A 14679-nucleotide genomic window follows, 5' to 3' on the forward strand; every position below is an offset into this window, starting at 1 on the left:
ATTTTCCTGGGTTTAAGGCTAGGAAACAAAGAGTCCTGTATCTGACGGCTATATCACATACAAGTCGACGTACTCATCGACCGGCATTGCTTCGAGCTTTGCCTGGTCCAGCGACACGTCGAGAATCGCTTGTTGCTGCTTGGCCGGAAAACGGCGGGCGAGGTTGGTCCTGAACTTCTCGACCAGGAGCGGGGTGCCTTCGGCCCGCCGCCGCCGGTGGCCGAGCGGGTATTCGACCGCCACCTCGGCAAGCTTCGACCCGTCGGTGAACTCGATCGTCAGTGCATTCGCGATCGAGCGCTTGTCCGGGTCGTGGTAATCCTTCGTGAACTGCGGATCCTCGACGCACACGACTTTCGCGCGCAGCGCGTCGATGCGCGGGTCCGCCGCGGCCGAATCCTCGTAGTCGGCCGCGGTCAGCCGGCCGAACAGCAGCGGCACGGCGACCATGTACTGGATGCAGTGGTCGCGGTCGGCCGGATTGGCGAGCGGGCCCTGCTTGTCGATGATGCGGATCGCGGCTGCGTGCGTACGGATCGTGAGCCGGCCGATGTCGTCGGTGGTGCGGCCCGCGGCGGAGAGCTGGGCGTGCAGCTGCAGTGCGGCCTCGGCGGCCGTTTGCGCGTGGAATTCGGCGGGAAACGCGATCTTGAACAGCACGTTTTCCATCACGTACGTGCCGTACGGGCGCTGGAAGCGGAACGGCCTGCCGTCGAACAGCACGTCGTAGAAGCCCCAGGTTTTTGCGGTGAGCGCCGACGGGTAGCCCATTTCACCCGTTTTCGCGATCAGCGCGAGGCGCACCGCGCGGGACGTCGCGTCGCCGGCCGCCCATGATTTGCGCGAACCCGTGTTCGGCGCGTGGCGGTAGGTGCGCAGCGGGTGGCCGTCGACGAACGCGTTGGACACCGCATTGATCAGCTCGTCGCGCGTGAGCCCGAGCAGCCGGCCGACGACGGCCGTCGATGCGACCTTCACGAGCAGCACGTGGTCGAGCCCGACCGCGTTGAACGAATTTTCGAGCGCGAGGCAGCCCTGGATCTCGTGGGCCTGGATCATCGCGACCAGCACGTCGCGCATCGTGAGCGGCTTCCGGCCGGCCGCGACGGCCGTGCGGGAGAGCCAGTCGGCCGTCGCCAGGATACCGCCCAGGTTGTCGGACGGATGGCCCCATTCGGCGGCGAGCCAGGTGTCGTTGAAGTCCAGCCAGCGGATCATCGCGCCGATGCCGAACGCGGCCTGGACGGGATCGAGCTGGAAGGAGGTGCCCGGCACCTTCGCGCCGTTCGGCACGATCGTGCCGGGCACGACGGGGCCGAGCAGCTTGGTGCAGGCAGGGTAGGACAGCGCCTCGAGTCCGCATCCGAGCGTGTCGATCAGGCAATGACGCGCCGTCTCCAGCGCGAGCGCGCTGTCGATGCCGGCATTCAGCACGTAGTCGACGATATCGACGAGTACCGTATCCGGAGCAGGGCGGACGTTGGAGACCGGGGCGGACATCGAGGGGCCGATGGGAACGCGCTTAGTTCGTTGCCGGCTTCAGCTCGTTCGATTGCGTCGGTGCCGGCGTGCCTTGCGCCATTTCCGGCGTCACGCATTCGTCCGCGAGGCGCTCGCCGCCGTTCGCGTCGGAGAACAGCATCGCCTTGGTCGGGATCACGACCAGCTTGAAGCCTGCTGCCGGATCGTAGAACGTGTCGGCGCCCGTCGTCGTGGTCTGACGCGGCAGCTTGTAGTTCTTCTTCGCCCAGTGAACCGTGACGACCTGGTCACGCTTCATATCGCCAGCGAGGTCGAACGACAGACCTTCCTTGCAGGACCACTTGACCGCGCCTTCCGGCACCGGATCGACCTTGGCCGCGGCACGCGCCTGGGCTTTCTTGCTGCGCGGGATGATGCGCTTGGCCGGCGCCGGGCGCTTGGCCGCTGCCTTCTTCGCGGTCGTCGTGGCAGTACCCTGGGCAAACGCGCTCGGAGCCGACACCAGCATCGTGGCGGACAAGGCGCCGATGGCGGTAGCGATCAGGAGTTTCTTCATGGAGTCAGAACCTTTCGATAATCAGTTGACAAGGGCCGGCAATCGAAACTGCCGGCCGGTTTGAAACTGCACGCGCCCCGAAAGCGCGCAGCGGCCGCTATTTTCACCTATTTGGCCGCGTATATATCAGGTTTTCGGGCTCCGTTACGTTTTTTGTCGTTTCGCAAACCTCTATCCGGTTCGCGCGTCGTCGCATGCATGAAACTCGGGTATCGGCGCCGCGGCGCGCGCTTACGGCGCGCTGCCCGCGGCGGCCGGCCCGTACAGCGGCGCGGCCTCGGCCGGCACGGGCTGGCCGGCGGCGCGCGCACGGCGCAGCACCGACCAGTAATACCGGTAACTCGCGCGATCGTGCAGCGTATCACCGTGGCGTGTCGGCCCCCAGTCGGCGGCCTGCGCGGCCAGCAGGATTTCGGCGGCCAGCGCGATTTCGTCGGTGCGCGGTGCGAATGCGTCGACGATCGGGCGGATCTGCGCGGGGTGGATGCTCCACATCCGCGTGAACGCGAATTCGTCGCGCGCGCGGCGTGCATCGCCGGCGACGACGCTCATGTCGCGCACCTCGGTCGTTACGTTGTGCGACGGCGTCTTGCCGTGCGCGTGGCAGGCCGCGGCGATTTCCAGCTTCGCGCGGCGCACGAGCGGGTGCTCGAACTGGCCGGGCGAGCGCATCGCGGAATCGGGGATCGCGCCGTGGTGCGCGGACACGAAATCCATCAGCCCGAAGCTCAGCGTGCCGACCGTCGGCAACGCGGCGAGCGCCGCCGCCTGCGCGAGCGCGCCGTGCGTCTCGACCAGCACGTCGACGGGAATCGGCTGCGCGATGCCGAGCTCGCGGCGCGTGCCTTCGACGAACGCGGTCATTTCGGCCGCGTCGGCGGCACTCGCGACTTTCGGGAGCGTGATGTAGGCGGGCGCGCGCGCCGCGCGCAGCACGATGCGCACGTCGTCGCGCCAGTGCGGGTGGGAAAAGTCGTGGATGCGGACGCCGACGCGGCCGAAGCGGTTCTCGTCGCTGCCGAGGATGTCGGCGACGAGCGCCGCGTGCGCGGCTTCCTGGCCGACGGCCGCGCCGTCCTCGCAGTCGAGCGTGATGTCGAACACGGGGCCCAGCTCGGCCTGCAGCGCGAGCGACTTGCGCATCAGCTTTTCGCTGCCCGCGTAGTGATCGCAGCAGGGCAGGATCGGGGGCGGGGACGCCCCGTCGTACAGCACTTGTGCAGGAGTGAGCGCGGCCATCTCGTCTACGTCAGGGGAGCGGGTCAACGGGGAGAAAATCGGATTCGGACGCGTTCTGGGCCGGTGCGCGGCTGGCGCGGGCGGCAAAACGTGTGCGGATCGGATCGGTCGGCCCGCGCCGGCGGCAGCCGGTGCGGGCCGTGCCGGGCTGCCCGAAGGCCGCCCGGCACGATGCGTGATGCTTAGTTCTTCAGCAGGTGGGCGACGCCATCGCGCTCTTCGAGCAGCTCGGCCAGCGTGCCGTCCATCTTCTCGCGCGAGAACGCGTCGATTTCCAGGCCTTCGACGCGCTTGTACTCGCCGTTTTCGCACACGACCGGCACGCCGTAGATGATGTCTTCGGGGATGCCGTACGAGCCGTCCGACGGGATGCCCATCGTGACCCACTTGCCGTTCGTGCCGAGGACCCAGTCACGCACGTGGTCGATCGCCGCGTTGGCCGCCGATGCCGCCGACGACAGGCCGCGCGCTTCGATGATCGCCGCGCCGCGCTTGCCGACGGTCGGGATGAACGTGTCGCGGTTCCACACGTCGTCGTTGATCAGCTTCAGCAGCGATTCGCCTTCGGCGGTCGCGAAGCGGAAGTCGGGGTACATCGTCGGCGAGTGGTTGCCCCACACGGCGAGCTTCTCGATCGATGCGACCGGCTTGCCCGACTTGGCGGCGAGCTGCGACAGCGCGCGGTTGTGGTCGAGGCGCAGCATCGCGGTGAAGTTCTTCTTCGGCAGATCCGGCGCCGACTTCATCGCGATGTACGCGTTCGTGTTCGCCGGGTTGCCGACGACCAGCACCTTCACGTCGCGGCTCGCGACTTCGTTCAGCGCGGCGCCCTGGACCGTGAAGATTTCGGCGTTCGCCGACAGCAGGTCCTTGCGCTCCATGCCCTTCGAGCGCGGACGTGCGCCGACCAGCAGTGCGACGTCGGCATCCTTGAATGCGACCTTCGGATCGTCGGTGATCACGACGCCCGCGAGCAGCGGGAACGCGCAATCGTCGAGTTCCATCACGACGCCTTTGACGGCGGCTTGGGCTTGCGGGAGGTCGAGCAGTTGCAGGATGACCGGCTGATCCTTGCCGAGCAGGTCGCCGTTCGCGATGCGGAACAGCAGGGAGTAAGCGATTTGACCTGCGGCGCCGGTGACGGCAACGCGCTTTGCGGGCTTAGCCATTGAAAATCTCCAGGACGGGTGAAGCGTTGGACGCTAGCGAAAACGCCATTCTATGCGCGTTGTGCGTAACGTTGCATTGAAGCAGGGCGGAGGACTCGCGATGGCAGACGCGGTGAACCTGGAGACGGCCGTGGCACGTAGCCGGGGACGCGCTGTGGCACCCGCGAACCCTTGCTCGACCGGGAGTGTAGGAGCCGTCACGCGCAAAGTCAAACGGTATCATATGTCTTATATAAGACAGATGTTTTGCGGAAATTGAGTGGACGAAAAAGTGCGGTTTGTGATGAAATGCGCGCCATGACATCGAACCAGGCGAATACCGCGAATCAGACCGGCGCAGGCGGCCCAGGGCAGCCGGGCGCGAGCGATCCCGCACCTTCGCCTGCGGCGGCGCCGTCGCCGACGTTCAGCCCGTTATACCAGCAGATTAAGTCATTGATCACGCAAAGTCTCGAATCCGGCGAATGGAAGCCGGGCGAGATCATCCCGAGCGAGGTGGAGCTCGCGGCCCGCTACAAGGTCAGCCAGGGCACCGTGCGCAAGGCGATCGACGAGCTGGCCGCCGAAAACCTCGTGGTCCGGCGGCAGGGCAAGGGTACTTTTGTTGCGACGCACAATGAAGATCGCGCGCAGTTCCGTTTCCTGCGCCTGCTGGCCGACGACGGCGCCGAACATCCGCACGTCAGCCGCCTGCTCGAGTGCCGGCGCCTGCGCGCGCCGGCCGAGATCGCGCGGCAGCTCGACCTGAAGCCGGCCGATCCCGTCGTGCAGGTGCGCCGCCTGCTGGAGTTCGAGAACGAAGCGACGGTGCTCGACGAGATCTGGCTGCCGGGCGCGATGTTCCGCGGGCTCACGTTCGAGCGGCTGAGCGAGTACAAGGGGCCGCTCTACGCGATGTTCGAGACCGAGTTCGGCACGCGGATGATCCGTGCGACGGAGAAGATCCGCGCGGTGGCGGCGGAGCCGGCGGTGGCCGACCTGCTGCACGTGCCGGCGGGGTTCCCGCTGCTGTCGGTCGAGCGCGTGTCCTATACATACGGAGACCGGCCGGTGGAAGTGCGTCGCGGCTGGTATGTCACGACCGGGTACTACTATCAGAATGACTTGAGTTGACGGTGTATCGGCTCAAGCCGAGTGCGTTCGCGAATCCCACGCTCGCGAAGCACGTTTCGGGCCGCCTTTGTTCTTGTTCGCGCAATTATCCAGAGCAGACTTTCGCTGCAGCGCGATATAAAAAGGCGCTAAAATCGCGGATTAGTGTGACAACATAGTAGGGGTCTAGCATGACTGATGCAGTAAGAAAGCCGAGGCCGGAATACCGGAACATCGGATTCGGCGATATCACGATGAAATATCGCATGCCGCTGGCAGCGATATTGTCGATCCTCCATCGAGTCAGCGGCGCGCTGCTGTTCTTGTTCCTGCCGTTCCTGCTGTTCCTCTTCGACCAGAGCCTCACGTCCGAGCTCAGCTTCGAAGTCTTCAAGGCTTTCCTCTCCAACATCATCGTCAAGCTGATCGTCCTCGCACTGTCGTGGGCCTTCTTCCACCATTTCTGCGCCGGCATTCGCCACCTGCTGATGGACGTCAACCACGACGCCGTCACGAAGGAAGGCGGCAAGCGGACGGCCGTCGTCGTCTTCGTCGTCTCGATCGCGCTGACGATCGCCATGGCACTCAAACTGTTCGGAGCATTCTAAGAAAATGGCAGCCAACAACCGAATCGGCTCGAAGCGCCTCGTCGTCGGCGCACACTACGGCTTGCGCGACTGGCTTGCGCAGCGCATCACCGCCACGATCATGGCGGTCTACACGGTCATTCTGCTCGTCCTGTTCTTCGGCGCACACGACTTCTCGTACGAAGGCTGGGCCTCGATCTTCGCCGCGCAATGGATGAAGCTCGCGACCTTCGTGATGCTGCTTTCCCTCTTCTACCACGCATGGGTCGGCGTGCGCGACATCTGGATGGACTACGTGAAGCCCGTCGGTGTGCGCCTGCTGCTGCAATCGCTGACCATCGTCTGGCTGCTCGCATGTGCGGGCTATGCCGCGCAGATTCTCTGGAGAGTGTAAAGAATGGCTGCAATCAAAACTAACCTCCCGCGCCGCAAGTTCGATGTGGTGATCGTCGGCGCAGGCGGCTCCGGCTTGCGCGCGGCGCTGCAACTGTCGCGCGCGGGCCTGTCGGTCGGCGTGCTGTCGAAGGTGTTCCCGACCCGCTCGCACACGGTGGCCGCGCAGGGCGGTATCGGTGCGTCGCTCGGCAACATGAGCGAAGACAACTGGCACTTCCACTTCTACGACACGATCAAGGGCTCCGACTGGCTCGGCGACCAGGACGCGATCGAGTTCATGTGCCGTGAAGCGCCGAACGTCGTGTACGAACTCGAGCACTTCGGCATGCCGTTCGACCGCAACGCGGACGGCACGATCTACCAGCGTCCGTTCGGCGGCCACACCGCGAACTACGGCGAGAAGCCGGTCCAGCGCGCTTGCGCGGCCGCCGACCGTACCGGTCACGCGCTGCTGCACACGCTGTACCAGCAGAACGTCGAAGCGAAGACGCAGTTCTTCGTCGAATGGATGGCGCTCGACCTGATCCGCGACGCGGAAGGCGACGTGCTCGGCGTGACGGCCCTCGAGATGGAGACGGGCGACGTCTACATCATGGAAGGCAAGACCACGCTGTTCGCGACGGGCGGCGCGGGCCGGATCTTCGCGGCATCGACCAACGCGTTCATCAACACCGGCGACGGCCTCGGCATGGCCGCGCGTTCGGGCATCGCGCTGCAGGACATGGAGTTCTGGCAGTTCCACCCGACCGGCGTGGCCGGCGCGGGCGTGCTGATCACCGAAGGCGTGCGCGGCGAAGGCGGTATCCTGCGCAACGCGAACGGCGAGCGTTTCATGGAGCGCTACGCGCCGACGCTGAAGGACCTGGCGCCGCGTGACTTCGTTTCGCGTTCGATGGACCAGGAAATCAAGGAAGGTCGCGGCGTCGGTCCGAACAAGGATCACGTGCTGCTCGACCTGTCGCACATCGGCGCCGAGACGATCATGAAGCGTCTGCCGTCGATCCGCGAAATCGCGCTGAAGTTCGCGAACGTCGACGCGATCAAGGAACCGATCCCGGTCGTCCCGACGATCCACTACCAGATGGGCGGCATCCCGACCAACATCCACGGTCAGGTCGTCGGCACGTCGCGCGGCCACAAGGATCCGGTCAACGGCTTCTACGCAGTGGGCGAATGCTCGTGCGTGTCCGTGCACGGCGCGAACCGCCTCGGCACGAACTCGCTGCTGGACCTCGTGGTGTTCGGCCGTGCGGCCGGCAACCACATCGTCGAGCACGTGAAGAACCAGAAGGAACACAAGCCGCTGCCGGCCGACGCAGGCGAATTCTCGCTGGCGCGCCTGAACAAGCTCGACAAGTCGAGCTCGGGCGAATACACGCAGGACGTCGCGAACGACATCCGCGCGACGATGCAGAAGCACGCGGGCGTGTTCCGTACGTCGGCGCTGCTGAAGGAAGGCGTCGAGCAGATGGCCGGCCTGGCGGCACGCGTGGACAACATCCACCTGAAGGACAAGTCGAAGGTGTTCAACACCGCGCGCGTCGAAGCGCTCGAGCTGGAGAACCTGATCGAAGTGGCCCGCGCCACGATGGTGTCGGCGGAAGCACGCAAGGAAAGCCGCGGCGCGCACGCGCACAGCGACTACGAACACCGCGACGACGACAACTGGCTGCGCCACACGCTGTGGTACAGCGAAGGCGATCGCCTCGACTACAAGCCGGTTCAAATGAAGCCGCTGACGGTCGAATCCGTGCCGCCGAAGCCGCGCACGTTCTAAGCCGAGTCAAAGGAATCCGAAATGGCAAAACGCATTTTTGAAGTCTACCGCTACGATCCGGACAAGGACGTGGCGCCGCGCATGCAGACGTACGAGCTCGAGATCCAGCATGAGCGCATGCTGCTCGACGCACTGGTCAAGCTGAAGGCACTGGACGAGACGCTGTCGTTCCGCCGCTCGTGCCGTGAAGGCGTGTGCGGTTCGGACGCGATGAACATCAACGGCAAGAACGGTCTCGCGTGCCTGACGAACCTGAACGACCTGCCGCAGAAGATCGTGCTGCGTCCGCTGCCGGGCCTGCCCGTCGTGCGCGACCTGATCGTCGACATGACGCACTTCTTCAACCAGTATCACTCGATCAAGCCGTATCTGATCAACGACGCGCCGCCGCCGGAGAAGGAACGCCTCCAGTCGCCGGAAGAACGCGACGAACTCGACGGCGTGTACGAGTGCATTCTGTGCGCGAGCTGCTCGACGTCGTGCCCGAGCTTCTGGTGGAACCCGGACAAGTTCGTCGGCCCGGCCGGTCTGCTGCAGGCTTACCGCTTCATCGCGGACAGCCGCGACACCGCTACCGGCGAGCGTCTCGACAACCTGGAAGACCCGTACCGTCTGTTCCGTTGCCACACGATCATGAACTGCGTCGACGTTTGCCCGAAGGGCCTGAACCCGACGAAGGCGATCGGCAAGATCAAGGAACTGATGGTTCGCCGCGCGGTTTGATATGACGACCCCCAAGCTCACTGCGTTCGCTGCCCCCCGAGGGGGTGTCGACACCCTTGGGGCGGCCCTGCGGGAGTCTGCGAGATGAGCGACGATTCGCATCAATCCGACCCGCACCGTCGCGCACGCCTTCGCTGGCGTGCGCGGCGGGGTCTGCTGGAGAACGACATCATTTTCGAGCGTTTCTTCAGCAGATACGAGCATGACCTCACCGATGCAGACGTAGGCGCGTTGTCGCGCCTGCTCGATCTGAGCGACAACGACCTGATGGACTTGCTCCTCGCGCGCAAGGAACCAGAAGGCGACCTAGACAGCCCGGACATTCACCGGCTGTTGGAGATGCTGCGCAACGTGTAACGCCAAGGTGTAACGCGCTGTGCCCGTTATCGAATCCCGTTTCTTTATTTCGATTGAGGATGTGCCATGACTCCGTCTGATGTTAAAGCCACGCTATCGTTCAGCGACAACTCGCCGAGCGTCGAACTGCCGATCTACAAGGGCACGATGGGCCCGGACGTGATCGACATCCGCAAGCTGTACGGCCAGACCGGCAAGTTCACGTACGACCCGGGCTTCATGTCGACGGCAGCTTGCAATTCGGCGATCACGTACATCGACGGCGACAAGGGCGAGCTGCTGTACCGCGGCTACCCGATCGACAACCTCGCGCAAAACGCGGACTTCCTCGAAAGCTGCTACCTGCTGCTGAAGGGTGAACTGCCGAACGCAGCGCAGAAGAAGGAATTCGTCGACACCGTCACGAAGCACACGATGGTGCACGAGCAGATGCACTTCTTCTTCCGTGGCTTCCGTCGCGACGCGCACCCGATGGCGATCCTGGTCGCCGCAGTCGGCGCGCTGTCGGCGTTCTATCACGACTCGCTCGACATCAACGATCCGCGTCACCGCGAAGTGTCGGCGATCCGCATGATCGCGAAGCTGCCGACGCTCGTCGCGATGGCATACAAGTACAGCATCGGTCAGCCGTTCGTGTATCCGAAGAACTCGCTGTCGTACAGCGCGAACTTCATGCACATGATGTTCTCGAACCCGTGCGAAGAGTACAAGGTCAACGACGTGCTCGTCCGCGCACTCGACCGCATCCTGATCCTGCACGCCGATCACGAGCAGAACGCATCGACGTCGACCGTGCGCCTCGCCGGCTCGTCGGGCGCGAACCCGTTCGCATGTATCGCGGCCGGTATCGCCTGTCTGTGGGGCCCGGCGCACGGTGGTGCGAACGAAGCCGCGCTGAACATGCTCGAGCAGATCGGTTCGCCGGACAACATCCCCGAATTCATCAAGCAGGTGAAGGACAAGAATTCGGGCGTGAAGCTGATGGGCTTCGGTCACCGCGTGTACAAGAACTACGACCCGCGTGCGAAGCTGATGCGCGAAACGTGCTACGAAGTGCTGAACGAACTGGGCCTGCACGACGACCCGCTGTTCAAGCTCGCGATGCAGCTCGAGAAGATCGCGCTGGAAGACGAATACTTCGTGTCGCGCAAGCTGTACCCGAACGTCGACTTCTACTCGGGCATCGTCCAGCGCGCGCTGGGCATCCCGACGTCGATGTTCACGTGTATCTTCGCGATGGCACGTACGGTCGGCTGGATCGCCCAGTGGAACGAAATGATCGGCGATCCGGAGCAGAAGATCGGCCGTCCGCGCCAGCTGTTCATCGGCGATACGCCGCGCGAAGCGAAGCCGCTCGACGCACGTTAAGTCGTGCGCGGCGCGAACGGCCGGCAGGCCGCTCGCGTCTGGCGAAACGCAACGTCACGACACCCCGACGGGTCACCCCGTCGGGGTGTTTTCATTTGTGCGGCCGCGGCTCGTCCGTCACGGCGCGGCGCTCCAGCGACGGCGGGCGTGTGTCGAGTGCGGGCGTGTCGTCGTCGGGCGCGCGCCCGTGCTGCGCGAAGCACTGCCGGTAGGCGCCCGGCGTCATCCCGCGGGCGGCGAGGAACTGGCGGTTGAAGTTCGCGGCATTCGGAATGCCGCAGCGCGCGGCCACGGTCGCGATCGGCCAGTCGGTGCCGACGAGATGGCGGCACGCATGTGCGAGCCGCAGCCGCTGCACGTAGCGTCCGACGCTTTCACCGAGATGCCGGACGAACAGGCGCTGCAGCGTGCGTTCGGACATGTGCGCGGCGGCGGCGAGCGCGTCGACGCGCAGCGGTTCGTGGAAGTGCCGGTCGATCGCGTCGAGCACGCGGTCGAGGCGCTCGGCTTCGGGCGCGGCCGTGTCGGCGGGCGGTGCCGCGCCGTCGGCGCGGTCGTAAGCGTGCGCGGTGGCGAGCGGTTCGCCGCCGGCTTCCGCGAGATCGGCGAGCGTGTCGAGCGCGGCCGCGAGCCGGGTGCGCGGCGACGGATCGAGCAACTGCGGCAGCCGCGCCCGCATCGCGCGGGCCGCATCCGCGTCGAAGCGCAGGCCCGGCGCGGCACGCCGCAGCAGCGAGCGCAGCGGCGCGTATTCTGGGCAACAGTCGGCCAGCCGGCGCACCCAGTCGCCGTCGAACCAGATGACGAGCGCGACTTCGGGCGCATCGGGATCGATGCGGGCGTTCGACGCCCAGGTATGCGGCAGGTTGGGCGGCACGAGCACCAGGTCGTCGTCCGCGTAATGCGCGACGTGATCGCCGATGAAACGACGGCCGCGGCTGTTGAGCGTCAGCGTCAGTTCGTATTCGGGATGGCGATGCCATTCGAACGGGATGCGCGCGAGCTGGCGGTGGTACACGCGGATCGAACTGCCTGGGGCGAACGTCACGTGCTCGTACTGCGGTTTCATCGCGGCCTCCGGGCGAGGGCCGGCATCGCGCCGTGGCATGATCGTGAGCGATCGTCACGACGGAGCGATGCCATGTTTTCACATGTTTGCGTGGGTGTGACTGACACCTCGCGCGCCTACGATTTCTACGCGCCGCTGTTCGCGGAACTCGGGCTGCGTCTGAAATTCCGCGAACCGGACGGCTGGTCGGGCTGGATGCCGGCCGACGCCGACCGGCCGCTGTTCTTCTTCGGCCGGCCGCTCGACGGCCGCGCGCCCGAGCCGGGCAACGGCCATACGATCGCGTTCGCCGCGCCGACGCGCGCGCACGTCGATCGCTGCCACGCGCTCGCGCTGCGTCACGGCGGCACCTGCGAAGGGCCGCCGGGCCTGCGGCCGGACTATCACCGCGACTACTACGGCGCCTATTTCCGCGATCCGGACGGCAACAAGCTGTGCGTGGTCTGCCATCGCGCCGAGTGATGCACGGTTGTCAGGATTGTATCGATAGTTGGCCGGATAGGGGTACTCGCGGGTGGGCGCCGGTCGTACGCTGACGGCACATCACGACACCTGTCCGCGAGGAGACCACGATGCAACTGACGATTGACGACCTGCCCGCCGCGATTCGCGACGCGAAAAGCGCGCTGCGCGCCGACCTGCCTGCTTACGCGGCCACGTTCCGGGAACTGGAAGGCGACATCGCGCGGCAGGTCGACGCGATCCGGCGCGCGCACGCGTACGGCCATGACGTGATCCCGGTGGTGCCGTTCGCGGCGATCGCCAGCGGGACCGTCGATCCGCACGCGATTGCCGCGATCCGCACGCATGGCGCGGTCGTGATCCGCGGCGTGTTCGACGCGCGGCAGGCGCGCGACTGGAACGACGAGATCGGCGCGTACCTGGATGCGAACCGCTTCGCCGAGCGGCTCGATGCGCGCGCCGAGGATCGCTATTTCGGCAACCTCGCGTCGGGCAAGCCGCAGATCTACGGCGTCTACTGGTCGAAGCCGCAGGTGGCCGCGCGCCAGTCGCCGGCGCTGACGCAAGCACGCGTGTTCCTGAACCGTCTGTGGCGGCATGCGGACGGCGTGCGCACGCACTTCGATCCCGACCAGGTGCCGGCGTATGCGGACCGGATCCGCCGCCGGCCGCCCGGTTCGACGTCGCTCGGACTGTCGCCGCACGTCGACGGCGGCTCGGTCGAGCGCTGGCTCGGTGCGAATTTTCGTCAGGTCTACCGTCACGTGCTGGCCGGCCGCTGGCGCGATTACGACCCGTTCGATGCGGCGTTCCGTCCCGACGTCGAGGAGATTCCGTCGCCGGCCGTGTGCTCGATGTTCCGCACCTTCCAGGGCTGGACCGCGCTGACGCCGCAGGGGCCCGGCGACGGCACGCTGCAACTGATCCCGGTCGCGAACGCGATGGCCTACGTCGTGTTGCGCGCGCTGCAGGACGACGTCGCCGACGACGACCTGTGCGGCGCGCGCCCGGGCCGTGCGCTGTCGATCCGGCCCGAATGGCACGCGCTGCTGCTCGACGCGCTGGTGCCGATCCCGCACATGGAGCCGGGCGATGCGGTGTTCTGGCACGGCGACGTCGTGCATGCGGTCGAGGATGCGCATCGCGGCAAGGGCGACAGCAACGTGATGTACATCGCGGCCGCACCCGGTTGTGCGAAGAACGACGCGTACCTGCGGCGCCAGCGGGCCGCGTTCTTGCGCGGCGAGAGCCCGCCCGATTTCCCTGCCGATCATTTCGAGGTCGAATTCGACGGGCGCGGCGCGGAGGGCGATCTCACGGCGCTCGGCCGTTCGCAGCTGGGGTTCGCGCCGGGCGCGTAGCCGGCATCCCGCATGCGCGCACGGCCGTTCGCCCTGCGACGAACGGCCGTGTGCCGAATCCGCTGCGCGCCATGCGCAATTCGACGCAATCGGCTGCGGGCGCAGCGGAAATCGACGCGAATTGCGGAAATTGGCTTCCGATAATGGTCCGGACACAACGCAGCCGCCCCGTGCACGGCACGGGCGCGGCGCTGACCATGGAGGAGTCGATGCAATTCACGCAAGCGATCGTTCGCCGTCCCGCGCCGTCCTGCGGCGCGGGCCTGACCACCGCCGACCTCGGTGCGCCCGACTACGACAAGACGCTCACCCAGTTCCACGCCTACTGCGACGCGCTGCGCACGCTCGGCGTTGCGCTGACCGAACTGCCGCCGCTGGACGCGTTCCCCGATTCGCACTTCGTCGAGGACACCGCGGTCGTGACGCCGGAATTCGCGGTGATCACGCGGCCCGGCGCGCCCGCGCGGCGCGGCGAGACGGCGCACATCGAAGCGGCGCTCGCCGCGCATCGCGACCTGCTGCCGATGCAGGGCGGCCGTCTCGACGGCGGCGACGTGATGCAGGTCGGCAAGCGCTTCTACATCGGCCTGACGGGCCGTACCGACGCCGAAGGCATCGCCGCGTTCGAATCGCTGGTGTCGCGCTACGGCTATTCGGTCGTCGCGGTGCCGGTGGGCGCCGGCCTGCATCTCAAGTCGGTCGTCAACGCGCTCGGCGACGACACGCTGCTCGTGACCGAAGCGCTCGCCGCGCATCCGGCGTTCGCCGACTACCGCCGGATCGCGATTTCGGCCGCCGACGAATACGCGGGCAACACGCTGCGCGTGAACGGCACGCTGATCACGCCGGCCGGTTATCCGCGCGTGCACGACGCGATCGCGTCGCTCGGCATGCCGCTGCACGTGATCGACACGAGCGAGTTCCGCAAGATGGACGGCGGCCTGACCTGCCTGTCGCTGCGGTTCTAGCCGATTGGTGCGCGGGCGCTTCGGCCGGATAATGTGGCCCCCGCGCGGAACGGCAGGCGTTCCGCGCACCAGC

General features: G+C 66.2%; 15 protein-coding genes. 10 read left to right on the forward strand and 5 right to left on the reverse strand.

Annotation, left to right across the window (positions count from 1 at the left end):
- Window positions 1-48: 48 nt before the first annotated feature.
- The 4 genes from WJ16_RS23780 to WJ16_RS23795 form a co-directional block, all read right to left on the reverse strand.
- Complete coding sequence (locus WJ16_RS23780; protein ID WP_069259511.1) at window positions 49-1500, reverse strand: bifunctional 2-methylcitrate dehydratase/aconitate hydratase; 1452 nt, start codon at window positions 1498-1500, stop codon at window positions 49-51.
- A gap of 22 nt (window positions 1501-1522) precedes the next feature.
- Complete coding sequence (locus WJ16_RS23785) at window positions 1523-2038, reverse strand: hypothetical protein (RefSeq protein WP_069259512.1); 516 nt, start codon at window positions 2036-2038, stop codon at window positions 1523-1525.
- A gap of 231 nt (window positions 2039-2269) precedes the next feature.
- Window positions 2270-3277: an HpcH/HpaI aldolase/citrate lyase family protein gene (locus WJ16_RS23790; RefSeq protein ID WP_069259513.1), complete on the reverse strand. Its 1008-nt coding sequence runs from the start codon at window positions 3275-3277 to the stop codon at window positions 2270-2272.
- A gap of 182 nt (window positions 3278-3459) precedes the next feature.
- Window positions 3460-4446 (reverse strand): malate dehydrogenase, encoded by a 987-nt coding sequence (locus WJ16_RS23795; protein WP_006754984.1) that lies wholly within the window; start codon window positions 4444-4446, stop codon window positions 3460-3462.
- A 288-nt stretch (window positions 4447-4734) separates the two neighbouring features.
- On the opposite strand from WJ16_RS23795, the gene WJ16_RS23800 reads away from it, so the two are divergent.
- From WJ16_RS23800 to gltA, 7 genes are all read left to right on the forward strand, one after another.
- On the forward strand, window positions 4735-5559 hold the full coding sequence (locus tag WJ16_RS23800; protein WP_076606001.1) for a GntR family transcriptional regulator: 825 nt from the start codon (window positions 4735-4737) through the stop codon (window positions 5557-5559).
- A gap of 170 nt (window positions 5560-5729) precedes the next feature.
- Window positions 5730-6146: a succinate dehydrogenase, cytochrome b556 subunit gene (gene sdhC / locus WJ16_RS23805; RefSeq protein ID WP_034185792.1), complete on the forward strand. Its 417-nt coding sequence runs from the start codon at window positions 5730-5732 to the stop codon at window positions 6144-6146.
- A gap of 4 nt (window positions 6147-6150) precedes the next feature.
- A complete protein-coding gene (gene sdhD / locus WJ16_RS23810) occupies window positions 6151-6519 on the forward strand; it encodes a succinate dehydrogenase, hydrophobic membrane anchor protein (protein ID WP_011355745.1) in 369 nt (122 codons plus the stop codon).
- A 3-nt stretch (window positions 6520-6522) separates the two neighbouring features.
- The gene (gene sdhA / locus WJ16_RS23815; RefSeq protein ID WP_069259515.1) at window positions 6523-8298 is read left to right on the forward strand and encodes a succinate dehydrogenase flavoprotein subunit; all 1776 of its coding nucleotides are present in this window, start codon (window positions 6523-6525) and stop codon (window positions 8296-8298) included.
- A gap of 21 nt (window positions 8299-8319) precedes the next feature.
- A complete protein-coding gene (locus WJ16_RS23820; RefSeq protein ID WP_069259516.1) occupies window positions 8320-9021 on the forward strand; it encodes a succinate dehydrogenase iron-sulfur subunit in 702 nt (233 codons plus the stop codon).
- 84 nt (window positions 9022-9105) lie between these two features.
- On the forward strand, window positions 9106-9378 hold the full coding sequence (locus WJ16_RS23825) for an FAD assembly factor SdhE (protein ID WP_011355742.1): 273 nt from the start codon (window positions 9106-9108) through the stop codon (window positions 9376-9378).
- Between the two features lie 66 nt (window positions 9379-9444).
- Window positions 9445-10746: a citrate synthase gene (gltA, locus tag WJ16_RS23830; protein ID WP_039358262.1), complete on the forward strand. Its 1302-nt coding sequence runs from the start codon at window positions 9445-9447 to the stop codon at window positions 10744-10746.
- A gap of 91 nt (window positions 10747-10837) precedes the next feature.
- Here the strand turns inward: gltA and WJ16_RS23835 are convergent, their stop codons facing one another.
- On the reverse strand, window positions 10838-11815 hold the full coding sequence (locus WJ16_RS23835) for a helix-turn-helix domain-containing protein (protein WP_069261110.1): 978 nt from the start codon (window positions 11813-11815) through the stop codon (window positions 10838-10840).
- A gap of 72 nt (window positions 11816-11887) precedes the next feature.
- Between WJ16_RS23835 and WJ16_RS23840 the strand changes: the two genes are divergently transcribed.
- The 3 genes from WJ16_RS23840 to WJ16_RS23850 all read left to right on the forward strand — a co-directional run bounded on the left by WJ16_RS23840 (window position 11888) and on the right by WJ16_RS23850 (window position 14606).
- Window positions 11888-12277, forward strand: a complete 390-nt coding sequence (locus WJ16_RS23840; protein WP_069259517.1) for a VOC family protein — start codon at window positions 11888-11890, stop codon at window positions 12275-12277.
- A 110-nt stretch (window positions 12278-12387) separates the two neighbouring features.
- A complete protein-coding gene (locus tag WJ16_RS23845) occupies window positions 12388-13638 on the forward strand; it encodes a DUF1479 domain-containing protein (RefSeq protein WP_069259518.1) in 1251 nt (416 codons plus the stop codon).
- A gap of 209 nt (window positions 13639-13847) precedes the next feature.
- Window positions 13848-14606, forward strand: a complete 759-nt coding sequence (locus tag WJ16_RS23850) for a dimethylarginine dimethylaminohydrolase family protein (RefSeq protein WP_069261111.1) — start codon at window positions 13848-13850, stop codon at window positions 14604-14606.
- The last annotated feature ends 73 nt before the right edge of the window (window positions 14607-14679 follow it).

This window comes from Burkholderia metallica (assembly GCF_001718555.1).
GTDB classification, from domain to species: Bacteria; Pseudomonadota; Gammaproteobacteria; order Burkholderiales; family Burkholderiaceae; genus Burkholderia; species Burkholderia metallica.

Coding starts and splice junctions, on each gene's coding strand:
- WJ16_RS23780 (WP_069259511.1), bottom strand. CDS start 1,500: ATGTCCGCCCCGGTCTCCAACGTCCGCCCTGCTCCGGATACGGTACTC.
- WJ16_RS23785 (WP_069259512.1), bottom strand. CDS start 2,038: ATGAAGAAACTCCTGATCGCTACCGCCATCGGCGCCTTGTCCGCCACG.
- WJ16_RS23790 (WP_069259513.1), bottom strand. CDS start 3,277: ATGGCCGCGCTCACTCCTGCACAAGTGCTGTACGACGGGGCGTCCCCG.
- WJ16_RS23795 (WP_006754984.1), bottom strand. CDS start 4,446: ATGGCTAAGCCCGCAAAGCGCGTTGCCGTCACCGGCGCCGCAGGTCAA.
- WJ16_RS23800 (WP_076606001.1), top strand. CDS start 4,735: ATGCGCGCCATGACATCGAACCAGGCGAATACCGCGAATCAGACCGGC.
- sdhC (WP_034185792.1), top strand. CDS start 5,730: ATGACTGATGCAGTAAGAAAGCCGAGGCCGGAATACCGGAACATCGGA.
- sdhD (WP_011355745.1), top strand. CDS start 6,151: ATGGCAGCCAACAACCGAATCGGCTCGAAGCGCCTCGTCGTCGGCGCA.
- sdhA (WP_069259515.1), top strand. CDS start 6,523: ATGGCTGCAATCAAAACTAACCTCCCGCGCCGCAAGTTCGATGTGGTG.
- WJ16_RS23820 (WP_069259516.1), top strand. CDS start 8,320: ATGGCAAAACGCATTTTTGAAGTCTACCGCTACGATCCGGACAAGGAC.
- WJ16_RS23825 (WP_011355742.1), top strand. CDS start 9,106: ATGAGCGACGATTCGCATCAATCCGACCCGCACCGTCGCGCACGCCTT.
- gltA (WP_039358262.1), top strand. CDS start 9,445: ATGACTCCGTCTGATGTTAAAGCCACGCTATCGTTCAGCGACAACTCG.
- WJ16_RS23835 (WP_069261110.1), bottom strand. CDS start 11,815: ATGAAACCGCAGTACGAGCACGTGACGTTCGCCCCAGGCAGTTCGATC.
- WJ16_RS23840 (WP_069259517.1), top strand. CDS start 11,888: ATGTTTTCACATGTTTGCGTGGGTGTGACTGACACCTCGCGCGCCTAC.
- WJ16_RS23845 (WP_069259518.1), top strand. CDS start 12,388: ATGCAACTGACGATTGACGACCTGCCCGCCGCGATTCGCGACGCGAAA.
- WJ16_RS23850 (WP_069261111.1), top strand. CDS start 13,848: ATGCAATTCACGCAAGCGATCGTTCGCCGTCCCGCGCCGTCCTGCGGC.